Here is a 22,711-nt window from a genome sequence, read left to right as displayed (position 1 = left end):
TGCCCAGTGGTGGTTGGCTTGGCCGCGCGCACCGCAGGTTGGCGGCGCACCCAGGTCCGGCAGCCGACTACTGGAGGAAGACACACATGGGGCAGGTAGAGGCCACCACGCAGCGCGAGATCGCGGCGGATCCGGAGGACGTGTTCGACGCGCTCGCCGACTACACCGGCACGCGTCGGCAGCTGCTGCCCGAGCACTTCAGCGAGTACGAGGTCCGCGAGGGCGGCGACGGCAAGGGCACCCTCGTCCACTGGAAGCTCCAGGCCACCAGCAAGCGGGTGCGCGACTGCCTGCTGGAGGTGGACGAGCCGACCGACGGCCAGCTGGTGGAGAAGGACCGCAACTCCTCGATGGTGACCACCTGGGTCGTCACTCCGGCCGGGGAGAACCGCGCCCGGGTCGTCGTCACCACCACCTGGCAGGGCGCCGGCGGCATCGGCGGGTTCTTCGAGCGGACCTTCGCGCCCAAGGGGCTCGGCCGCATCTACGACGCGATTCTCGCCAACCTCGCGGCCCACATGGAGAAGTGAGGGAGCGTCATCCCGTAAACCGCTCGGGGCGCCGGCACGCTCACCGATTCGGGTGGTTTTCCTTACGCGGTGGTGTACCGGCCCTCCGGGCGGCCCACCGCCGGAAACCCCTGGTGGGATCCCAAGTGGCGCCCCTGGCACGGCATTTGACGTCCGTTCCCGCCCACCCTGTTCCGATTCACCTCGCTTGATCGCCGTTGTCGCCCGGTGCGAGAAATGGGCGCCCGCAGCAGCGTGACGAGGGGAGCAGAACGTGGGCGGGACCACCCTGAGCGAACCGGACCGACCGATCGGGCCGCCCGCCGCCGAAGCGATCGCGGACCCGGACCTGGACCCGGAGCCGGCCGGACCGGCACTCCCCGACGAGCCGGCACTCTCCGACGAGCCGGCACTCTCCGACGAGCCGGCACTCTCCGACGAGCCGGCACTCTCCGACGAGCCGCCCGCCCCACCCGGCCCCCGCCCGGTGCGGCCGGCCCTCCCGGTCCTGCTGGCGGCACTGCTGGCCACGGCCCTCGGCCAGACCGCCGCCCTCCCGGCGCTCCCGGCGATCGCCGCCGAACTGCCCGGAGGCCCCCCGGTTGCCTGGGTGGTGACCGCCTACCTCCTGGCGTCGGCCCTCGGACTGCCGCTCAACGGGGCGCTCGGCGACCGCGTCGGCCGCAAGGCCGGTCTCCTCCTCGCCCTGCTGGTCTTCACCGCCGGCGCGGGACTGGCCGGAACGACGCACTCCCCGACCGCCCTGGTGGCCTTCCGGGCCGTCCAGGGCCTCGGCGCCGGCGGCCTGCTGGCCGGCGTCCACGCGATCCTCGCCGAGGCCGCCCCGTCCCGGGCACGCGGCCGACGCACGGCCGCGGCCGGTGCGGCCTACGCCGTGGGCCTGCTGGCCGGCCCGCTGGTGGGCGGCTACTGCGTCGACCACGGTGCCTGGCGCTGGTGCCTGACCCTCGACGTCCCGCTCGGCCTGCTGGTCCTCTTCGCCACCGCGGCCACCCGCCGGCTGCCCCGGCCCGCCGTCCGCCCGCGGCCGGACCTCGCCGGCGCCCTGCTGCTCGCCGTGTTCGCCACGTGCCTTGTGCTGCCGGCCGGTTGGGGCGGCGGCCGCTATGCCTGGGACTCCGCGATGATCCTCGCGCCGGCCGCCGGCGCGCCGGCCGCCGCGGCCCTCTTCGTCCTCGTCGAGCACCGCGCCGCCACACCGCTGATCCCGCCGCGGCTGCTCCGCGAGGTGCTCTTCGGGCGCACCGGACTCGTCGGCGCCGCCCTGGCCCTCGCCCTCTACGGGGCGGTGCGCCACCTCCCGGCCTTCCTCCAGGCGGCCGGCGGCACCACCGCCACCGCCTCCGGGCTGCTGATGCTGCCCCTGACGGGGGCGCTGGCGCTGGCCGCGCTCACCACCGGCGGGCTGATCCACCGCACCGGCCACGTCACGGTCTTCCCGATCCTGGGCTGTGTGGTGGCCGCGCAGGGCATGTGGCTGCTGTGCCACCTGCGGCCGGACACCGCCCGCCCGGTCTTCGCCCTCTGGACCGGCATCCTCGGGCTCGGCCTCGGGCTGGTGCTGCCGGTGCTGGTGCTCGCCGTCCGGGCGTCCGTACCCGCCCCGGGCCCGGCCGGCGCGATCACCTGCCTGCGGCGGCTCGCCGGCAGTGTCGGTGCCACCCTCGCCGGCGCGCTGCTCGCCGGCCACCTCGCCGCCCGGCTGCCGGACCCCGGTCCACTCGCCCCACAGGTGGTCGCGGCGCTGTCCGCCGCGCTGCGGCACGCCTCCGCCGCCTACGTGCAGGCCGCGCCGGGGAACTACCTCTTCCTCGCTCCGGTCCTCGTCCTGGGCTCCCTGCTCGCCCTCTTCCGGAAAGAGAACCCCCTGGTGTCCCACGCCCCGCAGGTCCCGCAGACCCCGCACCCGCCGTACGGCGACCAGGCCGCCCCCGACTCCGCCCCCGTCCCGCCGGCCCGCTCCACCCTCGATCCCGCCCTCAACTCACCCTCTGCCGCGGAGAGTTGTGCCACGGAGCCCGTCCCCTGTGCCGCGCCGGCCGCGCCCGCCTCGGGCGGCGTCCCGGTGTGCGGCACGGTCCGGCACCACGACGGCAGCGTCGTGCCGCGCACCGCGCTCACCCTCATCGACGCCGCCGGCCGGCAGATCGGCCGCGGCGCCACTGGGGAGGACGGCCGGTACGCGCTGAGCACCCCCGGAGTCGGCGCGTACGTCCTGATCGCGGCGGCCGGCGGGCACCAGCCGCAGGCCGTCACGGTGACCGTCGGCGAACGCCCGGTGGAGCTGGACGTGGTGCTCGGCGGCGCCGGGCGCCTGGTCGGCACGGTCACCACCGCCGAAGGCGCACCCGTCCGGGACGCCACCGTCACCCTCACCGACGTCCGCGGCGAGGTGGTGGCGACCGCCCGCAGCGGACGCGAAGGCGGCTATGCCATGGGGGAGTTGGTGGCCGGTGAGTACACGCTCGCCGGCAGCGCCCCGGCATTCCGGCCGGTCGCGCTCCCGGTGTCCGTCCAGGCGTCCCGCGAGACCCGGCAGGACGTCGAACTCGCCGGCGGCGCGGTGCTGCGCGGAACCGTGCGGGCCGGCGACGGACACCGCGTCGAGGACGCCCGGGTCACCCTTCTCGATGCCGGCGGCAATGTCGTCGACACCGCGACCACCGGCACCGACGGGCTGTTCCGCTTCGTGGACCTCTCGGCCGGCGAGTACACCGTGATCGCCGCCGGGTACCCGCCGGTCGCCACCGTCCTGCGGCTGGCGGGCGGCGGTCGGACCGAGCGGGATCTCCACCTGGGGTACGAGGACTGACGCACCGTCAGTTGCTGCGCACGCCCTTTTGACGCCGGCACTGACCGCCGCCCGCCAGCTGCCGCTTCTCGTCGAACACGCCGACGCCGGGCTGCCGTCGGGGCGCTCCATGCCGAACTGGGCGACTGCAACGTCTCCCTGCGCGGAGTGCTGCACCAGTGCGCCGCCGGCGAACGGTTTCGGATCGCCGCCCGTGGCCAACTGCCGTCGGCCACAACGGAATACGGGCCCGACGGGTCCCTCCTCGACCCGCCCTCGCACGGGGTGGTGGTGGGCCCGGACGCGGAGACCGGCCGAGGGGCGGCGGGTCGGGGGCCGGACCCCGCGGCTCCCGCCGTCGAGCCCGGCCCCGTCCCCGGGGTCGCCCCGCTACTGCCCTTGCTGGGCGGCGAGGATCTTGGCCAGCTCCTTGCCGATGAACTCCTCGGCGGCGGACTTGTCGATGCCGAGGTCGGTGAGCGGCCCGGAGCCGTTCTCCTGCTCCAGCAGAGCCAGCAGGATGTGTTCGGTGCCGATGTAGTTGTGGCCCAGTCGCAGGGACTCGCGGTAGGTGAGCTCCAGCGCCTTCCGTGACTGGGTGTCGAACGGGGTGAGGGCGGGCAGGGAGTCGACGGCGGACGGCAGCAGCGCGGTCACCGACTCGCGGAGCGTCTCCGCGGTCACGCCCTGGGCGACGATGGCCCGGAGGGCCAGTGCCTCCGGCTCGCGGAGCAGGCCGAGGATCAGGTGCTCGGGGCGGATCTCGTCGTTCCGGGCCGTGTGGGCCTCGTTCTGGGCTCCTATCACGACGTTCCGGGCCCGTGCGGTGAACCGGCTGAAGCCCTGGTTGGGGTTGAGGTCGGCGCCGCCGCCCGGGTCCTTGGGGACGAAGCGCTTCTGGGCGGCCTGCTTGGTGACCCCCATGCTCTTGCCGATGTCGGTCCAGGAAGCGCCCGAACGCCGCGCCTGGTCCACGAAGTGCCCGATGAGGTGGTCGGCCACCTCGCCGAGGTGGTCCGCGGCGATCACGGCGTCGGAGAGCTGTTCCAGGACGTCCGAACGGTTGTTCTTGATGGCCTCGATCAGATCGTCGAGGCGGACGGGATGCGTCATGCGGACGGGTTCTGTCATGCGTCAACCATAGGTTGACGATCTCGCCATCGTCAACCGTTAGTTGACGATGGGGTGTCGCTTTCTTTCGCCCGGGTGCGCGCCCGCCGCTACGCCGCTCGGCCCGCTCGCCCCGGCTGGCCCTTACGTGGCGTCACCGGCCGCCGCCAGGTCCCGATGGATGACCTTCGCCGCCGCCTCCACCGTGGCCACCCCGTAGCCCATGGTGTCGCTGCCGCTGGAGAGGACGGCCATCGCGTAGTCGTTGCCGCTGCCGTCGAAGGTGCCGACGCTGTGCACCCGCCAGCCCTTCTCCGCGCGCGGCAGCCAGCCGTTCTTCAGGTGGGCGGTCGTCGAGGCGGGTGCCCCCGCCGGTACGCCCCACCGCTGCTCGGGGACGACCCGCTGCATCAGGTCGAGGGCGTAGTCCCGGGACTCCTGGCCGAGCGCGCCGTTCTCCGCCGTCAGCAGCCGCATCAGGGTGAGCTGGTCGGCGGCGGTGATCTGGGTCAGGCCCCAGGCGCCGCCGGGCCCGGGGATCGTGTGCCGCATGCCGGCCAGGTCCAGGAAGTGCTGGACCCCGCTCCGCCCGATCTGATGCCACAGGGCGTCGGTCGAGGCGTTGTCGGACTTGGTGATCATGTCGGTGGTCAGCTTGACCTCCTGTGACGTCAGCGCGCGGTGCGCCTCCTCGGTCTGCCGCAGCAGCGCCCCGAGGACGGTGACCTTGACCACGCTCGCGGAGTCGAAGGGCGTGCCCGCCTGGAACTCGCAGTTGGTCCCCGAGGTGCGGTCGTAGAGGGCGAGCGCCGAGGTGCCCTGGCGCCCGTTGAGTGCCGTGGCGATGTCGTGGGACAGGGTGGGAGCCAGGCCCGGCCGGTCGGAGGTGCAGACGACCTTGGCGTCGCCCACGGTGTCGCCGCCGGTGCTCGCCGGGGCGCCGGTGCCGGCCGAGGCGGGGGCCGCCGTGCTCCATACGGTGAGCGCCGCTCCGGCGGCCACCAGGGCGGCCAGTCCGCGACGGGTGCAACGTGTCGTGCGTGATCCGTGCATGAAGGTGGTGTCCTGTCCCACTGCGCGCGCCGCCCGCCTGGCATCCACAGGGGAGCCCGCCCGGTATCCCACCGGCTACGGCGATCAAGCGACGGCCCGTGCCCGCGCTCGGGCACTTCAGCAGAATATGGGGCCGATCGACCTATGGGAAAAGAGCGAACAGGTGTGATATTCGCCAAACGGGCATAGGCGTCACCCTGTTCGATGCCGCCGCAGGGCCCACGGGTTCCCGCGCCACCGGCCGCCCCGTTCGCGCGTCCCCTCCCGCCCGATGTACGCCCACGCACCCGTGCACCGGCACGGTCGCACTATCGGGGCAACGGCACACACCGCCACCCCGATGCCGCCCGGACTCCGCACTGCCCGGACACCGCGACGAACTGCCGCCCGCCTACGGCAACAACGGCTGCTCCGGGTCCATCCACCACGCGGCGGTGGCCCCCGGAAGCGTCCCGGCCGGACAGGCGCCACTGGCCAGCAGCGGGTCACCGGCCACCGGCGCGGGCACCGACTCGGTGCCGAAGTTCACCGCGCACACCAGGCCGTCACCGCGCACGAACGCCAACACCTGCGGCGGCGACTCCAACCAGCGCAGCGTGCCGTCCCCGAGCTGCGGCAGGCCCCGGCGCAGCTGGAGCGCCTCGCGGTACAGGTGCCAGAACGACCCGGTGTCGGCCACCGCGCGGTCGGCGGTGTGCCCGGCGAACGACGCGGGCTGCGGCAGCCAGGTCCGTGCTGCCGCGGCCGTGCTGAAGCCGTACGGGGCGGCGTCCCCGGACCACGGCAGCGGCACCCGGCAGCCGTCCCGGATGTGCTGCCGGCTGCCCGTGCGGTGGAAGATCGGGTCGGTGAGCACCTCGTCCGGGAGGTCGTCGACCTCGGGCAGGCCCAGCTCCTCGCCCTGGTAGATGTAGGCCGCGCCGGGGAGGGCCAGCATCAGCAGCGCCGCTGCACGGGCCCGGGCCGGGCCCGAAGCGCCCTCCGGCGTGCCCGGTTCGCCCGCGTAACGGGTGACCGTCCGGACCTGGTCGTGGTTGTTGAGCACCCAGGTCACGGTGGATCCGGTGTCCGCGATGTCGGTCAGCGCCTCGGAGATGACCTTGCGGAAGAGGTCGATGTCCCAGCGCGCGGTCAACAGGTGGAAGAAGAACGCCTGGTGCAGCTCGTCCGGCCGGACGTACGCGGCCTGCTCGCCCGGGGTCCGCACCGAGACCTCGCCCACCAGCAGCCGGTCGTGGCCGTCCCGGGCGGTGTACTCCTCGCACAGCGCCCGCCAGTCCCGCCACACCTGGTGCACCTCGGGCTGGTTCCAGGCCAACGGGTTGACCGAGTCGCGGGTGCGCTCGTCGGCCGCCGGGTCGGGGGAGTCGGGGAGTTCGGGGTGCTTGAAGAGCCCCGCGGCCACATCGATGCGGAAGCCGTCCACCCCGCGGTCCAGCCAGAAGCGCAGCACCTTGTCGAAGTCGGCCGCCACATCCGGGTTGCGCCAGTTCAGGTCGGGCTGCTCGGGCGTGAACATGTGGAGGTACCACTGTCCCGGAGTGCCGTCCTCCTCGGTGATGCGGGACCAGGCGGGCCCGCCGAACATCGCCCGCCAGTTGTTGGGCGGCAGCTCGCCGCGCTCCCCGCGCCCGTTCGCGAAGTGGAAGAGCCGCCGTGACGGCCCGTCCGGACCCTCCTCCAACGCTCCCTGGAACCAAGGGTGTTCACTGGAGCAGTGGTTGGGGACGATGTCCAACAGGACCTTCAGCCCGAGCCGGTGGGCATCGGCCATCAACCGGTCGAACTCGTTGAGATCGCCGTACACCGGGTCCACGTCGCGGTAGTCCGCCACGTCGTACCCGTGGTCGTGCTGCGGTGACGGGAAGAACGGGCTGAGCCAGATCCCGTCCACGCCGAGCCTCTTGAGGTAGGGCAGCCCGGCACGGACCCCGGCCAGGTCTCCGGTACCGTCTCCGGTGGTGTCGCGGAAGCTGCGCACGTAGACCTGGTAGATGACCGCATCGCGCCACCAGCGCTGGGCCGTGTCCTGGGCGGGGGTCGGAAGGCCGCGATCTGCGGTGGCTGTGAACATCTGCCGGATCCACTTCTTACGGAGCAAGTCGGCGTGGCGCCTTGCGAGTTGCTGTGATGCATGCATGTTAGGTAGCCGCATCTTTTCGGTGTCAACAGAATGACGAAAGTCGAACGGTACGTGCCCGGATTTGTGGGGTATGGCGTCGGGATCCTGCACCGAACCGCGCCGGTGTCTGCCATGAATCGTCCGCCTGGATTCGTCAACTCCCTTATGCGGCAGGCGAGTACAGGCGGTAGCGAGTGGGTGATGGCGCGTGCGGACGACTGCGGACGACTGCGGACGGCCGTGGGCGGCTGCGGATGATCGCAGAACCACCGCAGAACTACTGCAGAACGAGTGCGGTCGAGTGCGGTCGAGTGGGGGAGTGCGGCTTCGCGAGGGTGGCCCCGACCTCCGCCCTTCCCATGTCCGGTTCGTGACCGCACCTTTGCGTACCTGTTAGCCATGCGGGAGTGGGGAAGTGGGGAGCCTGGAGAAAGGATTTCCCTGCGAGGTCCCGAAGGCGGGACCGCGACTGCGGACGACGACACGCAACGGGCGACGAGGGCACAGGGAGAGGGAAGGCGTGCGGCTGCCACTCCTGGCGCTGTTGGTCAGCGCACCCGCGCACGGCTATGAACTGAAACAGGCCCTGGAGGCACTCCTGGGCGCGGCCTACCCCCGGCCGAACATCGGGCAGATCTACGTCACCCTGGGGCGGCTGGAGAGGGCGGGCCTCATCGAGGGCGAGGAGGTCGAGCAGTCGGACCGGCCGAACAAGCGGATCTACCGGATCACCGCGGCCGGCCGGGAGGCGGTGGAGGCGTGGTTCGAGGAGTCCACCGGCGGGCCGAGGCTCCGCGACGAGTTCTTCATGAAGCTGGCGCTCGCCTCCCGGGTCGGGGCGGTCGACCGGACCCGCCTCATCGACAGGCAACGCCGGCACTACCTCAAGAGCATGCGGGAGCTGTCCAGGTTGGCGGCGTCCGAGGACCGGGGAAACCGGGTCGCGCGCCTGCTGGCGGAGGGCGCGATGCTGCACCTCCAGGCGGACCTCGAATGGCTGGAGCGCTGCCAGGAGGAACTGGAGTGAGGGGGCGGGGCGACGTAAACGATCTTCAGTGGTCTGGACCTCCGGAGTTGTCCACAGCCCTGGCAGGGGTGTTCGCCGCCGCGTAACGTGACGGGTCGAGGGTCCTGCACACGCCCTCTCACCTGCGACGGGACTGATAGACGTGAAGATCTTGATCTCCGCGGACATGGAGGGTGCGACGGGAGTGACGTGGCCCGCCGATGTGCTGCCGGGCACACCGCAGTGGGAGCGCTGCCGCCACATGTTCACCTCCGACGTGAACGCGGCCATCGCCGGTTTCTTCGACGGCGGGGCGGACGAGGTGGTCGTCAACGAGGCCCACTGGACGATGCGCAACCTGCTGCTGGAGCAGCTCGACGAACGGGCCGCGATGCTGACGGGGCGTCACAAGGCGCTGAGCATGGTCGAGGGCGTGCAGCACGACGACGTCGACGGCATCGCGTTCGTCGGCTACCACACCGGGGCCGGGACGGAGGGCGTACTGGCCCACACCTATCTCGCCAACACCCTCACCGGCGTCTGGGTCAACGGCACACGCGCCAGCGAGGGGTATCTCAACTCCCTCGTCGTGGCCGAGTACGGGGTGCCCGTGGTGCTGGTGACGGGCGACGACCGGACCTGCGAGGATGCCAAGGGATACGCGCCGCGGGCGCCCGGCGTGGCGGTCAAGGACCATGTGTCGCGCTATGCGGCGGTGTGCCGGCCGCCGGCCCGTACGGCGGCCGATATCCGGGCCGCGGCCCGCGAGGGCGCGGCGCTCGCGGTGCGCCACGATCCGGTCCGCGGCGGCCCGTTCCGGTTCGAGTTGGAGTTCGACGCCGAACACCTGGTGGGGGCGTCGACATGCGTGCCCGGCGTGGAGCGCTGCGGCGAGCGCCGCGTCGCGTATACCAGTCGGAACATGTACGAAGCCATCCGGTGTTTCAAGGCGGTCACCACGGTCGTCTCGTCCGCCGTGGAGGAGCAGTATGGCTGAGAGGGAGTTGGCGGAGCACGGGCCCGGCCCGGCCGCCGAGACGGTCGATCAGCAGGCGCTCGACGAGGTCGTGCGGTTCACCTCGGAGCTGATCCGCATCGACACCAGCAATGCCGGCGACGGCAGCTGCCGGGAGCGTCCGGCCGCCGAGTACGTCGCCGAGCGGCTGACCGAGGTGGGCATCGAACCGGTTCTGCTGGAGCGCACCCCGGGGCGGACGAACGTCGTCGCCCGCATCGAGGGCAGCGACCCGTCCGCCGACGCCCTGCTGGTGCACGGGCACCTGGACGTGGTCCCGGCCGAGCCCGCCGACTGGCGGGTCCACCCCTTCTCGGGGGAGGTCCGGGACGGTGTGGTCTGGGGCCGGGGCGCCATCGACATGAAGAACATGGACGCGATGATGCTCGCCGTGGTCCGGCAGTGGGCCCGCAGCGGGGCGCGGCCCCGGCGCGACATCGTGCTGGCGTTCACTGCGGACGAGGAGGCGAGCGCCGAGGACGGCTCCGGCTTCCTGGCCGACCATCACGCCGACCTCTTCGAGGGCTGCACCGAGGGCATCAGCGAATCGGGCGCCTTCACCTTCCACGCGGGCGGCGGGATGCGGATCTATCCGATCGCGGCCGGGGAGCGCGGCACCGCCTGGCTGAAGTTGACGGCCCGGGGCCGGGCCGGGCACGGTTCGAAGGTCAACCGCGACAACGCGGTCAGCAGGATGGCCGACGCGGTGTCCCGGATCGGCGCGCACGCATGGCCGGTGCGGCTCACCCCCACCGTCCGTGCGGCGCTGCGCGAACTCGCCGCGCTGCACGGCATCGACATCGACCCCGAGCGGCCCGACTTCGACGTCGACGCCCTGCTCGACAAGCTCGGTCCGTCCGCCAAGCTGGTGGAGCCGACGATCCGCAACAGCGCAAATCCGACGATGCTGTCGGCCGGTTACAAGGTCAATGTGATCCCGGGCTCCGCCGTCGCCCATGTGGACGGCAGGGTCGTCCCCGGTGGCGAGGCCGAGTTCCGCACGACCATGGACGAGCTCACCGGTCCCCAGGTCACCTGGGACTACCACCATGGAGAGGTCGCGCTCCAGGCCCCGGTGGATTCCCCGTCGTTCGCCGCGATGCGGGCCGCGATCGAGCGGTTCGACCCGGACGGCCACACCGTGCCGTACTGCATGTCCGGCGGCACCGACGCTAAGCAGTTCTCCCGGCTGGGCATCGTCGGCTATGGCTTCTCGCCGCTGAAGCTGCCCGAGGGGTTCGACTACCAGGCGCTCTTCCACGGCGTGGACGAGCGGGTGCCGGTGGAGGGCCTGCACTTCGGCGTCCGGGTCCTCGACCACTTCCTGCGCGGTGTGCCCGGCCGCGGCCGGCCCGCCGTCTGACGACGGGCGCCCGGTCGGCCGGCGGGCGCCGGCCGGGATGCGGCGCACGGGGTGAGCGGGCGCGCGGGCGCGCGCCCGCTCGGCCGGACGAGCCGCGCCGGTGCGGGTGACGAGCCGTGGCCACATGTCGGACGGTCGGCCCCACGGCGTCGCCCGAACGGCCCCGGTCGCCCCCATTTCCCGTTCTACCAAGGTGAACTGACGTCCTATCAGCGACTCGTGTCATGAGCGTTGACATGCTCGTTACTCGTGTCACAACATGAGCGCGCCGTTACCGACTGGTTGGTACGACGTGTCTTGTGGAGGTCTGCGTGCCCAGCGTGTCCCGAGTCGTGTCCCGCCCCGTGCTCCGCATGTCGCTGGCCCTGCTGACCGGCACCGCCCTCACCGCGCCCCTCGTCCTGAGCGCCCCCGCTGCCGCCGCGGGCGACGCCGCCGAACCGTACACGGTCTCCGCGCTCAAGGTGACCGTGCGGGCCGGCGACCGCAACTGCACGGTGGACGCCGACCTCTACCGCCCACGGGGCGTCGACGCCGCGCACCCGGCGCCCGCCGTGCTGACCACCAACGGCTTCGGCGGCAGCAAGGCGGACGGCTCGACCGACGCCACCGCCCGGGCGCTCGCCGCCCGGGGCTATGTCGCACTCGCCTACTCCGGCCTGGGCTTCGGCCGGACCGGCTGCCCGATCTCGCTCGACGACCCGGCGATCGACGGCCGGGCGGCAAGCCAACTGATCGACGTGCTGGCCGGGTCGCGGGCCGCGGACGACGGCACCCGCGTCGACTTCGTCGCCGAGGACCGGCCCGGCGACCCCCGGGTCGGCATGATCGGCGGGTCGTACGGCGGGGCGATCCAGATGGCCACCGCCGCGGTCGACCACCGCGTCGACGCGCTGGTCCCGCTGATCACCTGGAACGACCTCGCGTACTCCCTGACCCCGAACAACATCGGCCGCACGGACGGCGTCGGCAGTGCGGTCCCCGGGGCGTACAAACACCAGTGGACGAACGGCTTCTTCCTCATCGGCGAGGCGCAGGGGCTGCTCCATCCGAGGCTGGACCCGTCCCGGGCCGGGGAACTCGGCTGCCTGCACTTCGTCGCGCCGGCCTGCCGCACCAAGCGACTGCTGGACTCCCGCAAGTACCCGGCCGACGAGACCCGGGCGATGCTCCGGTACGCACGCAGCGTCTCCCCGGTGTCCTACCTGAAGTCGGTGAAGGCGCCGACCCTGTTGGTCCAGGGGCAGGCCGACACCCTCTTCAACCTCAACGAGGCCACGGCCACCTACCGCACGCTCGCCTCCCAGGGCACGCCGGTCAAGATGATCTGGCAGTCCTGGGGCCACAGCGGCGGGATGAAGGACCCCGCGAAGGGCGAACTCGATCTGGCCCGGGGCAACTTGGACACCAGTTACGTGGGCCGGCGGATCCTCGCCTGGTTCGACCGGTATCTGCGGCACCGGACCGCCACCGACACCGGACCGGCCTTCGCGTACTACCGGGACTGGGTGACCAGTGGTCCCACCTACGCCACCTCGTCCGCCTTCCCGGCGGGCGGCAGCCGCCGGCTCTATCTCTCCGGGGACGGCAGGCTCGTGGACAGCCGTGCCGACGTGGTCCGCGGGATCCGCGCGTACCGCAATCTGCGGGTGCCCACCAGTCACTCGGAGAGCTCGCTGAGCGGCCTCGTCGGGGTGCCCGACTTCCAGCCCTACGACATCAAGGGAACCTACCTGGACTGGACCTCGGCGCCGGTGACGGGCGGGCCGTTGGACGTGGTCGGGGCCCCCAAGGTGACCCTGAGGGTGCATTCGCCGTACGCCGAGCGGGAGCAGAACTCCTCGGACGCGGCCGACAAACTGGTGCTCTTCGTCAAGCTCTACGATGTCGCGCCGGACGGTCGCAAGGCGCTGGTGCACCGGTTGGTCGCCCCGGCCAGGGTGCCCGATGTGACCCGTGCGTTCACCGTGGAACTGCCGGGCATCGTGCACCGCTACCAGCCGGGGCACCGGCTGCGGCTGGTGATCGCCGCGAGTGACACCGCCTATGCGGGCAATCGCGGGGTGAAGGGGGTGTCGGTCACCAGCGCGCCCGAGGACGAAGGAGTCCTCGAACTCCCCGTCACCCGCGGGGTCGTGCCGTAGCGGATGGGGTGGATGCCGTAGGGATCGACGTCAGGGGCGGGGCGTTCCGGCGTCACTCCTCCGTGATCTTGATGGCCCCCACCGGGCAGGCGCGGACGGCTTCCCGTACCAACGGGTCGCCCCCACCGTCCTCCCGGCCCGGGAGCAGCGCGCTGAAGCCCTCGTCGTCCTGGGTGAAGACCGACGGTGCCGTCAGCGCACACTGGCCGGCGCCGATACAGACGTTCGTGTCAATGGTGATCCGCATTGTCGGGCCCCTTTCGTGGGCGTACCGCCTCCGGTGGCGCCGATCGGTGCTACCAGGCAAGCGGCAGTTCGATCATTCCTTGGAGAGTGTGCCCCGGCTTGAACGGAATCTCGGCAGCCGGCACGGCGAGTCGCAGATCGGGGATTCGCCTGAAGAGCGAGCGTAGCGCGATCTCCATCTCGGCGCGGGCCAGATTCTGCCCCAGGCACTGGTGGACGCCGAAGCCGAACGCGACGTGGTGGCGGGCCGAGCGGTCGAGGTCCAGTTCGTCCGGGGCCGGGTAGGCGGCCTCGTCCCGGTTGATCAACGACGTCGAGAACATCACGCCGTCGCCGGCGCGAATGGTGCGGCCGGCGATCTCGATGTCGTCGGTCGCCACCCGCAGCATGCCGTCGGCGATGGACAGAAACCGCAACAGCTCCTCGACCGCGGCCGGCATCAGATTGTCGTCGGCTTTCAACTGCGCCAGCTGATCGGGGTGTTCGAGCAGGGTGAAGGTGCCGAGCGAGATCATGTTGGCGGTGGTCTCGTGGCCGGCGACCAGCAGGACCATGGCCAGCCGGACCAGCTCCTCGTGGCGCAGCGAGCCGGTCCGCAGCCGCTCGGTGATCAGTTCGTCCAACAGGCCGTCGCCCGGGGTCTTTTCCTTGGCCGCGATCAGCCCCGCCAGATAGTCCTCCAGTTCGAGCCGGGCCTCTTCGCCCTCCTCTGCCGACGGCCCGCGCAGCAGCCGATGGGACCGTTCCTCGAAGAACTCGTGGTCCGCGTAGGGGACACCGAGCAGCAGGCAGATCACCATCGAGGGGACCGGCAGGGCGAACGCGGAGACCAACTCGGCGGGCGGCCCCTGGGCGACCATCCGGTCCAGCAGCTCGTCCACGATCCGCTGGATCTGCGGCCGGAGCGCGATGGTCCGCTTGACGCTGAAGCTGGGGATCAGCATGCGCCGCTGGGTGTTGTGCTCCGGGTCGTCCACGCCGATCAGCGGCGTCCGCACGCGCCGCACGGCCTCGAACCGCTCCACCGTGATGGGGAACGCGGGATTCTGCCGGTCGGCCGACAGACGCCCGTCCACCAGCAGCGCCCGCGCCTCGGTGTGGCCGGTGACCGCCCAGATCCTGCGGCCGTCGTAGAGGGCGACGTGGGAGAGCGGGCCGGACTCGCGCAGCGGCCGGTAGTTCGTCGGCGGGTGATAGGGGCAGGTGCGGTCCTGGGGGAAGGAGATGGTCTCGGTCACGGTTCCTCCCGTGCGGGTGGGGTGGGTTGCTCGTCACGGGGACGTCACCGGTGCCTGCCGTGTGACATGCCGCCGCGGAGGCGAGCCGTGTGCGCCGCGCTGATCTCCGTGGGTGTGCGGGGTGAGGTGTGCGTGAGGTGTGCGGGGTGCCGCCACGCCAGGTCGGTCAACGTGGCGCGGCTGCGGTCCGGTTGGGTGCGATCACCCCCTCTCGGCTGCGGATTCCGCTACGCGTCGCTGCGGGTTCGCTTGTCGAACGTCCGGGCCCGCGCCGGGCGTTCCCGCCGGACGCAGCAAGGTTTCCAGCAGTGTGTCCAGATGCCGGTCGCGGGCGGGGCCGGCCGGCAGGGACCGCGGAACGGCGTGGCTGAGCTGGGTGTGCCCCAGATACGCGGTGTACGCGAGCAGCCCGCGGCGGTGCGCCTCGTCCTCGGGGAAGCCCAACTCGCTGAAGAGGGCGGCGATATGGCCGATCCGGCGGTCGGTCACCCGGGCGAGCGCGGCGGCCACCCGCGGATCCGCGGCGGAGGCCAGCAGTGAGACCTCCAGTGGATCCTCGGCGGCCCGGCGGGTGGCCCGCAGGAACAGTCGGCGGAGCCGCTCGCCCGGATCGGGCTCGTCCGCCAGCTCGGCGATCACGGTTTCGGTGCGGGTCTCGGCCCAGCGGTCCAGGGCGGCCTCGATCAGCGCGTCGCGGTTGGTGAAGTGCCAGTAGAAGCTGCCCTTGGTGGTGCCCAGGCGGACCGCCAGCGGCTCCACGGCGACCGCCGCCAGGCCGCCTTCCCCCATGGCCGCAAGGGCCGCGTCGGCCCAGTCCTGCACGGTCAGGCGCTGCCGTGCGGCGCCGCCGCCGGTCTCCTTCGTCCGCTGTCGCACCATGACCGTACGCTACCGTACGGTAAAAACATACGCCACCGTATGGAGGTGCCCCGTGCACACGGTCCGCGACGCCCATACCCGCACCATCCAGGCCCCGGCGGAGGCCGTGGGAGCCTTGATCGACCGGCTGGGCGGCGAGCCCGACCCGCTCTTCCCGACGCCCGTATGGCCCCCCATGCGCTTCGACCGCCCCTTGGGGGTCGGCGCGGACGGCGGTCATGGATTCGTCCGCTACCGCGTCGCCGCCTACGAGCCGGGCCGCCGCATCCGCTTCGCCTTCACTCCCGGAGCGTCCGGCGAGGACACCGGTCACCACGAGGTCACCGTCCACCCCGTGGGAGCGGACCGCTGCCGGGTCGACCACGTCCTGGAGTCCCGGCTCCCCCTCGCCCGTCGGATCGTCTGGCACCTGGCGATCCGCGCCGTGCACGGCACCGTCGTCGAGGAACTCTTCGACAACCTCGAACGGGCCGCCACCGGACGCCTCGGCGCCCCCGTCCGTCGGTCGCCCCGGGTGCGACTGCTCAACCGCCTCCTGTGGGACCGGCCGACGGCCGTCGCCCTACCGGAAGGCGCGCACCTGGCACGCAGTGCCTTCTCGCGTACGGACTTCCAGGACGCCTGGCAGATGCCGCTGCGACCAGGTATGCCGCGCGAACCGGAAGCCTGGGAGGGGGTGTTGCGCGGGCCGTCGTTCCCCGTGCTCGCGCGGCGGGCCGGGGAGGTCCTGTTGGGCAAGGATGCCGGTCACCTCGACCTCCGGGCCTCGCTCCTGGTCGCCGACGACCGGATCACGCTCGGCACCGTCGTGCGCACCCACCACCGCGGAGGGCGCCTCTACATGGCCGTCATACGCCGGGTCCACCCCTTCGTGGTGCGCGGAGTGCTGCGTCGGGCCCACCGCGAACTGGCGCTGGCGGCGCCCGGCGCGGCGGAGCGGTGGCGGCCCGCCGCCCCGGAGGAAGGTCGAGAACGGCCGTCCCTCTAGCCACAGATGGCACTCAGTGCCACACTCGGTTCATGAGGCGACGAGACGACACGGGACGGCGGCAGAACCTCGGCACGGACCAGGCGTGGGCGGCGCTCGGCGGCGACCCCGGGCTCACGGAACGCATCTCCTACGAGGGGCCGCCCGGCCTGCTGCCCGCCCGTCTCCCGGTCATGGCCCTGGCCCGCTCCACAGTGGCCGTCTGCGCGCTCGCCGCGGCCGAGCTGGCCGCACAGCGCGACGGCGGCCCGCTGCCCGCTGTACGGGTCGTCGACGGAGCCGTGGCCACCGCCTTCGTCAGCGAACGGCATCTGCGGATCGACGGTCGTGCAGCCTCGACCTTCGCCCCGCTCTCCCGGTTCTGGCGCACGTCCGACGGCTGGCTGCGCACCCATGCCAACTACCCGCACCACCGCGCCCGTTTGCTCGGCGCGCTGAGCCTCCCGGACACCGCCGGCCCCGCCGACGCCGAGGCCGTGATCGCCGGACGGCGGGCCGAGGAGCTCCAGGAGGCCGTCCACGCGGCCGGCGGGTTGGCCGTCGCCGCCCGCACCCCCGAGGAGTGGTCCGCCCACGAGCAGGGCGCCACCCTCGCCCGGAAGCCACTGCTGACGCGCGAGCACCTCGGCGCCGGCACTCCGCCCCGGGTACTGCCAGCCCGAGCCGGCGACCCGGTGCTGCCCGCCGCCGGGCTGCGCGTGCTGGACCTGACCCGAGTGATCGCCGGCCCGGTCGCCACCCGGACGCTGGCCCTTCTCGGCGCGGACGTCCTGCGCATCGACGCACCACAGCTGCCGGAGAGTCAGGACGCCCACAGCGACACCGGTTTCGGCAAGCGCTCCACCGCGCTGGACCTGGGATCGCCCGGCGGACGCGCGTCCTTCGAGGCGCTGCTGGCCGAGGCGGACGTGGTGGTGACCGGCTACCGCCCCGGCGCCCTCGACCGCTTCGGGCTCACCCCCGAGGCCCTGGTGGAACGCCGCCCCGGGCTGGTGGTGGCCCGGCTCTCCGCCTGGGGCGACGACGGCCCCTGGGGCGGCCGGCGCGGTTTCGACAGCGTCGTACAGGTCGCGACCGGCATCGCCGCCGTCGAGGCGCACGACGATGGCACCCCGGGCGCGCTGCCCGCGCAGGCACTGGACCACGGCACCGGGTACCTGTTGGCCGCCGCGGTGTTGCGGGCACTGACCGAGCAGGCCCGGACGGGCGGTTCGCACCTGGTGACGCTGGCGCTGGCCCGTACGGCACGCTGGCTGGTGCACGACCTCGGGGACACGCCCGACCGGCCCGCCACCGCCGTGGCGACGGGTTCCGTCGCCACCACGGGCCACGACCCCGCCCACTACCTCCGCGAGACCGACAGCCCCGCAGGGCGACTGCGGTACGCACTGCCCCCGGTGTCCTTCGAGGGCGGCCCGGTGAACTGGGCGACCCCGTCCGGATGTTGGGGCACCGACGCGCCCGTGTGGCGCTGAACGACCTCGCGCTCCCGTCCACCACGGGACGCACCCGCGGGCTCCGGGCCGGCCGGTCACCACCCGTCCGGAGTCCGCGGTGCGGCCTGGCCGCCGGGAAACGGGGCGGTCGGCCCGCCCGCACGGCCCCTCCCTCGTACGATCTGCCGATGACGAGCACCGACCGCTACCTCGCCCGTGGCCCCAGGGCGGGCATCCGGCGCTTTACCGCCGACGATCGGCAGGAGTTCACCGCCCTCGTCCGGCAGAGCCTCGATCTGCACCGCCCCTGGCTCTTCCCGCCGGGCACCGACGCCGCGTACGACGGCTATCTGGCGCGACTTCAGGAACCGCTGCGCGAGGGCTTCCTGATCTGCGAGCACGACAGCGGACGGATCGCGGGCTACCTCACCATCAACAACATCGTGCACGGCGCCTTCCTCAGCGGCGCCATCGGCTACGGCGTGTTCGCGCACGCCGCCGGCCGGGGCCTGATGAGCGAGGGACTACGACTGGTGCGCCGCTACGCCTTCGGCCCCCTGGGCCTGCACCGTCTGGAGGCCAACATCCAGCCGTCCAACGAGCAGTCGATCCGCCTGGTCGAGCGCGCGGGCTTCCGTCTGGAGGGCTTCTCGCCGGGCTTCCTCTTCGTCGACGGCGCCTGGCGCGATCACGAACGCTGGGCCCTCACCCGTGAGATGGTCCAGAAGGACGAAGAAGACCAGGCGGACCAGGAAGGCGACCGGGCGGACCGGGGCGCCCGGAGAGGCGGCGAGGCGGAGTGAGCGACATCAAGGAGACGGGCGGGACCAAGGGGGGCGACGGTACCCAGTCGGGGGAGGTCGTCGTCCGGCGCGCGGTACCGATCTTCCGGATCTTCGACGTGGCCAAGGCACACGAGTTCTACGTCGACTACCTCGGCTGCACCCTCGACTGGGAGCACCGCTTCGCGCCGGGAATGCCGCTCTACACCCAGGTCTCCCGGAGCGGCCTGGTCCTCCACCTCTCGGAGCATCACGGCGATGCGACCCCGGGATCGACCGTGTACGTCGAGCTGACAGGAGTGCGCGCCCTGCACGCCGAACTGACCGCCAAGGACTACCCGTACCTGCGTCCCGGCCTGGAGGAGGACGAGTTCGGCACCTGTCTCACCCTGACCGACCCGTTCGGCAACCGGCTGCGCTTCAACGAGCCGCTCCCGGAGGGGCGGCAGGGATAGCGCGCGCCACCGGGAGGCCCGCTACCGGTCCTTGCGGTTGATCTTCATCGTGTCCATGTCGGTGGCGGTGGCCCGCAGTTCCCGGTAGCCCAGTCCCGCCGCCCGCAGCGCGCCCTCCGCCTTCTCCTCGCCGAGCGCGGCGGCCATCTCCTCACCGAGTGCGGCGTCCGAGGCGATGACGTAGCGGTAGCTGAAGGCGTGCAGGGCGGCGTCGTAGGCCAGCGAGCCCTCGGGCGTGAACCTCATCTGGGCGAGCCCGTGGTCGTCGACCTCGGCGAGCAGCTGCGCCCGGGCCTCCGCCGTGAGGTGGTCCCACTTGCCGCGGACGATCACTCGGTAGGTGTGCTGCGTGGCCATCTCCACCGCTTCCGTTCTGGTCTGCGTTCCAGGTGTGCAGCAGTAGAGGCTATGCGGGTGGGCCCCCGACCGCCCGCGGTTTTCCCTGCAACCCCCTGCAACGACCGGCCGTTTACCGGCCGCCCGTTACGATCGCCGTATGCGCCGGAACGTGCTCATCGATGCCCCCTCCAACCTGGGTCTGAGGCCGCCCGCACCCGGTGCGGTGCCCGGTTGCTACAAGCTCGCCGGAGCGCTGCGCGAGCAGGGACTGCTGCGGCGGCTCGGCGCACTGGAGGGCGGGGTGGTGGTGCCGCCCCGTTACGGCCTGGGGGACTGGCGCGAGGGAGACGGGGACTTCCACGCCGCGGCGATCGCCGCCTACAGCGCGCGGCTCGCCCGCCGGGTGCAGGGCCATGTGCGCAGCGGTGACTTCCCGGTCGTCCTCGGCGGCGACTGCAGCATCCTGCTCGGCGCGGTGCTCGCGCTGCGGCGACTGGGGCGGTACGGCGTGGCCTATCTGGACGGACACGGCGACTTCCGGCATCCGGGGAACACCGAGGTGACCGGCTCCGTCGGTGCCGCGGCCGGAGAGGGCGTCGCCCAGATCACCGGTCGCGGCCAGGCCGGTCTGACGGACATCGAGGGGATGCGCCCGTATGTCCGCGACGAGGACGTGAGCCTCCTCGGGGTCCGCGAGGCGGACGAGGACCAGGAGGAGCTCGCCCGACTGGGCATCAGCTGCACCAACGTCGGCGAGATCCGGCGGCGCGGCCCCGAAGCGGTCGCCCGGGCGGCGCTGCGGCACCTCCAGAACTCCCCGCTGGACGGCTTCTGGATCCATCTGGACGCGGACGTGCTGGATCCCTCCGTGATGCCCGCGGTGGACAGCCCCGACCCCGACGGCCTGTTCACCGACGAACTACGGGCGCTGCTTGCCCCGTTGGCCGCCTCCCCGCGCTGCGTGGGGATCACCGTGGCGATCTACGACCCGGACCGCGACCCCGACGGATCCGGGGCGGTACTGCTGGCCGACCTCCTCGAGGGCGTCTTTGCGCAACCCTGACCCCACCTGGCCAACAGGGGCCCTGTTCAGACGGCCGATCACGTTGTTCCATGGTCAACAGCGGGCCGCCGTAGCCGAGGGGGTCCGGTCCGATCCTGCGAGGCAGCCGTGGCCACGAGTGTGCGACGCACCACCCTGACCCTTCCCCTGGCCGCCCTCGGCCCGGACAACCCCCTGCCCGCGCTGCGCGGCCCCGAAGACGTGCACCGCATCGAGATCCCCCGGGACACCGCCCTGCCCGCCGACATGGCGCGTCAGATCGGCTATCGGCCGCTGCGCTCGATCCTGCCCACCCGGATGCGCGACGGCTACGGCCGGGACCGTCGTCGCACCGACCTCGACGCGCTGGTCATCGAGAACGACAAGCTGCGCGCCACCGTCCTGCCCGGCCTCGGCGGCCGGGTGTACTCCCTCCACCACAAGCCCACCGGCCGCGAACTGCTCTACCGCAACCCGGTGGTGCAGCCCGCCGCCTTCGCCCTCAACGGGGCGTGGTTCTCCGGGGGCATCGAGTGGAACATCGGCGCCACCGGGCACACCACCCTCTCGTGCGCTCCGTTGCACGCCGCCCGGGTCCCGGCTCCCGATGGCGGCGAGATGCTGCGGCTGTGGGAGTGGGAGCGGCTGCGCGACCTGCCGTTCCAGGTGGACCTGTGGCTGCCCGACGGCGCGGAGTTCCTGTACGTGGGCGTGCGGATCCGCAATCCGCACCACCACACCGCCCCGGCGTACTGGTGGTCCAACACCGCCGTCCCCGAGGACGAGCACACCCGTGTACTGGCCCCGGCCGAGGCGGCCTGGCACTTCGGGTACGAGCGCACGCTGCGGCGCGTGCCGGTGCCGGAGTCCGCCGGAGCCGACCGGACCTACCCGTTGCGCAGCGAGTTCCCCGCGGACTACTTCTACGACCTGCCCGAGGACGCCCGCCCCTGGATCGCCTCCCTGGACCGGGACGGCCGCGGACTCGTGCAGACCTCCACCGCGGCCCTCGCCGGCCGCAAGCTCTTCCTGTGGGGCGCCGGACGGGCCGGACGGCGCTGGCAGCGCTGGCTCACCGAACCGGGCACCGGCGGCTACGCGGAGATCCAGGCGGGCCTGGCCCGCACCCAACTGGAGCACGTCCCGCTCGACGCCGGTGGGGAGTTCAGCTGGCTGGAGGCGTACGGGTCGCTGGACGCCGACCCGGCCCAGGTCCACGGCGCGGACTGGACGGCGGCGCGCGGCACCGTGGAATCCCGGCTGGCGGCGGTGCTGCCCCGGGAAGAGGTCGATGCGGCGTACGCTGCCTGGCTCCCGTACGCGGACGTGGAGCCGAAGGAGCAACTGGCCACCGGCTCCGGCTGGGGCGCCCTCGAAGTGGCCCGCGCGGGCCTGGACCTCCCCGGCACACCGTTCGCCCCGGCCACCCTGGGCGCCGAGCAGCAGCCCTGGCTGACGCTGGTCAGAACGGGGGAACTGCCGGCCGCCGGCCCGGTCCCCGGACCCGCGCCGGTCGCCCCGGCCTGGCGCGACCTGCTGGAGTCCGCCCGTCCGGGGCCGGCCGTCGAGTACCACCTCGGGCTCGCCCAGTGGCACGCCGACGACCGCGCGCAGGCCGTCCGCAGCTGGGAGCGCGCGCTGGCGCACGGCGCCGGCTGCCTGCCGCTGTACTGCCTGGCCGTCGCCGAGTCCGTGGCGGGCGAGACCGCGCACGCCGCCGACCGGTTCACGCAGGCATTCGACTGTGCCGTCGGCTCGGCCGGGTCCGACGATCCGGCGGTGGCCCGGGTCTGGCGGGATGCTCTGCCGGCCCTCGCGAGGGAGGCGGTGCCCGTGCTGCTGGCGGTGGACCGGGCCGACGCCGCCGCCGGGATGCTGGCGGCACTGCGCCCCGCCGAGCGCGCGGGCGGCCGCTTCCGCCTCCTGGCGGCGCAGGTCCTGCTCGCCCAGGGACAGCCGGCGGTGGCGCGCGAGATCTTCGACGAGGGCTTCGAGATCGCCGATCTGCGGGAGGGCGCCGAGGTCCTGAGCGACACCTGGTACGCCATCGCCGAGCGGCTGGTGGCGGGGGACGGTCCGATCACCACGGAGACCGTGGCCCGGGCCCGCGTGGAACATCCGCTGCCGGAGCGGTACGAGTTCCGGATGCGGCCGGCGGAAACGGCATAGCGC

Annotated in this window: 19 protein-coding genes; 12 read left to right on the top strand and 7 right to left on the bottom strand. The window is 72.7% G+C overall.

Annotation, left to right across the window (positions count from 1 at the left end; translation table 11 throughout):
• The first annotated feature begins 86 nt into the window (after positions 1-86).
• Positions 87-530 carry an SRPBCC family protein gene (locus SNOUR_RS10050; RefSeq protein ID WP_067345800.1) on the top strand — a complete coding sequence of 148 codons (444 nt, stop codon included), beginning with the start codon at positions 87-89 and terminating at the stop codon, positions 528-530.
• A gap of 253 nt (positions 531-783) precedes the next feature.
• Entirely contained in the window at positions 784-3,342 is a 2,559-nt protein-coding gene (locus SNOUR_RS10045; protein WP_067345797.1) for an MFS transporter, read from the top strand.
• Between the two features lie 369 nt (positions 3,343-3,711).
• On the opposite strand, the gene SNOUR_RS10040 is transcribed toward SNOUR_RS10045, so the two are convergent.
• The 3 genes from SNOUR_RS10040 to SNOUR_RS10030 form a co-directional block, all read right to left on the bottom strand.
• Positions 3,712-4,452 (bottom strand): Clp protease N-terminal domain-containing protein, encoded by a 741-nt coding sequence (locus tag SNOUR_RS10040; protein ID WP_067345793.1) that lies wholly within the window; start codon positions 4,450-4,452, stop codon positions 3,712-3,714.
• 123 nt (positions 4,453-4,575) lie between these two features.
• Positions 4,576-5,484: a serine hydrolase gene (locus SNOUR_RS10035; protein ID WP_067358039.1), complete on the bottom strand. Its 909-nt coding sequence runs from the start codon at positions 5,482-5,484 to the stop codon at positions 4,576-4,578.
• Positions 5,485-5,875: 391 nt separating this feature from the next.
• On the bottom strand, positions 5,876-7,558 hold the full coding sequence (locus tag SNOUR_RS10030) for a glycoside hydrolase family 13 protein (protein ID WP_067345790.1): 1,683 nt from the start codon (positions 7,556-7,558) through the stop codon (positions 5,876-5,878).
• Positions 7,559-8,126: 568 nt separating this feature from the next.
• Here SNOUR_RS10030 and SNOUR_RS10025 point away from each other — a divergent pair.
• From SNOUR_RS10025 to SNOUR_RS10010, 4 genes are all read left to right on the top strand, one after another.
• The gene (locus SNOUR_RS10025; protein WP_067345787.1) at positions 8,127-8,633 is read left to right on the top strand and encodes a PadR family transcriptional regulator; all 507 of its coding nucleotides are present in this window, start codon (positions 8,127-8,129) and stop codon (positions 8,631-8,633) included.
• 142 nt (positions 8,634-8,775) lie between these two features.
• A complete protein-coding gene (locus SNOUR_RS10020; protein WP_067345784.1) occupies positions 8,776-9,609 on the top strand; it encodes a M55 family metallopeptidase in 834 nt (277 codons plus the stop codon).
• Entirely contained in the window at positions 9,602-10,990 is a 1,389-nt protein-coding gene (locus tag SNOUR_RS10015; RefSeq protein WP_067345781.1) for a M20/M25/M40 family metallo-hydrolase, read from the top strand. The genes SNOUR_RS10020 and SNOUR_RS10015 overlap by 8 nt, the downstream gene beginning before the upstream one ends.
• A 353-nt stretch (positions 10,991-11,343) precedes the next feature.
• Positions 11,344-13,134, top strand: coding sequence for a CocE/NonD family hydrolase (locus SNOUR_RS10010; protein ID WP_067358037.1), 1,791 nt, complete (start codon positions 11,344-11,346; stop codon positions 13,132-13,134).
• Between the two features lie 52 nt (positions 13,135-13,186).
• Here SNOUR_RS10010 and SNOUR_RS10005 read toward each other — a convergent pair whose 3' ends face one another.
• The 3 genes from SNOUR_RS10005 to SNOUR_RS09995 all read right to left on the bottom strand — a co-directional run bounded on the left by SNOUR_RS10005 (position 13,187) and on the right by SNOUR_RS09995 (position 15,497).
• A complete protein-coding gene (locus SNOUR_RS10005; RefSeq protein WP_067345778.1) occupies positions 13,187-13,381 on the bottom strand; it encodes a ferredoxin in 195 nt (64 codons plus the stop codon).
• 49 nt (positions 13,382-13,430) lie between these two features.
• Complete coding sequence (locus tag SNOUR_RS10000; RefSeq protein ID WP_067345775.1) at positions 13,431-14,618, bottom strand: cytochrome P450; 1,188 nt, start codon at positions 14,616-14,618, stop codon at positions 13,431-13,433.
• A 201-nt stretch (positions 14,619-14,819) separates the two neighbouring features.
• Positions 14,820-15,497, bottom strand: coding sequence for a TetR/AcrR family transcriptional regulator (locus SNOUR_RS09995; RefSeq protein ID WP_067345772.1), 678 nt, complete (start codon positions 15,495-15,497; stop codon positions 14,820-14,822).
• A gap of 52 nt (positions 15,498-15,549) precedes the next feature.
• Here SNOUR_RS09995 and SNOUR_RS09990 point away from each other — a divergent pair, with 52 nt between their 5' ends.
• From SNOUR_RS09990 to SNOUR_RS09975, 4 genes are all read left to right on the top strand, one after another.
• Positions 15,550-16,485 (top strand): DUF2867 domain-containing protein, encoded by a 936-nt coding sequence (locus tag SNOUR_RS09990; RefSeq protein WP_067345769.1) that lies wholly within the window; start codon positions 15,550-15,552, stop codon positions 16,483-16,485.
• A gap of 32 nt (positions 16,486-16,517) precedes the next feature.
• A complete protein-coding gene (locus SNOUR_RS09985) occupies positions 16,518-17,960 on the top strand; it encodes a CoA transferase (protein ID WP_067345767.1) in 1,443 nt (480 codons plus the stop codon).
• 149 nt (positions 17,961-18,109) lie between these two features.
• Positions 18,110-18,724, top strand: a complete 615-nt coding sequence (locus SNOUR_RS09980; RefSeq protein WP_067358034.1) for a GNAT family N-acetyltransferase — start codon at positions 18,110-18,112, stop codon at positions 18,722-18,724.
• A 5-nt stretch (positions 18,725-18,729) separates the two neighbouring features.
• Entirely contained in the window at positions 18,730-19,158 is a 429-nt protein-coding gene (locus SNOUR_RS09975; protein WP_067358031.1) for a glyoxalase superfamily protein, read from the top strand.
• 21 nt (positions 19,159-19,179) lie between these two features.
• Here the strand turns inward: SNOUR_RS09975 and SNOUR_RS09970 are convergent, their stop codons facing one another.
• On the bottom strand, positions 19,180-19,515 hold the full coding sequence (locus SNOUR_RS09970; RefSeq protein ID WP_067345765.1) for a DUF6204 family protein: 336 nt from the start codon (positions 19,513-19,515) through the stop codon (positions 19,180-19,182).
• Positions 19,516-19,654: 139 nt separating this feature from the next.
• Between SNOUR_RS09970 and SNOUR_RS09965 the strand changes: the two genes are divergently transcribed.
• Positions 19,655-20,560, top strand: a complete 906-nt coding sequence (locus tag SNOUR_RS09965; protein WP_067345763.1) for an arginase family protein — start codon at positions 19,655-19,657, stop codon at positions 20,558-20,560.
• Between the two features lie 108 nt (positions 20,561-20,668).
• Complete coding sequence (locus SNOUR_RS09960) at positions 20,669-22,708, top strand: DUF5107 domain-containing protein (protein ID WP_067345760.1); 2,040 nt, start codon at positions 20,669-20,671, stop codon at positions 22,706-22,708.
• Positions 22,709-22,711 lie beyond the last annotated feature (3 nt).

Source organism: Streptomyces noursei ATCC 11455 (genome assembly GCF_001704275.1).
Classification (GTDB): domain Bacteria; phylum Actinomycetota; class Actinomycetes; order Streptomycetales; family Streptomycetaceae; genus Streptomyces; species Streptomyces noursei.
Note: the sequence above shows the minus strand (reverse complement) of the source record. Positions and strands in the feature narration are given on the sequence as shown.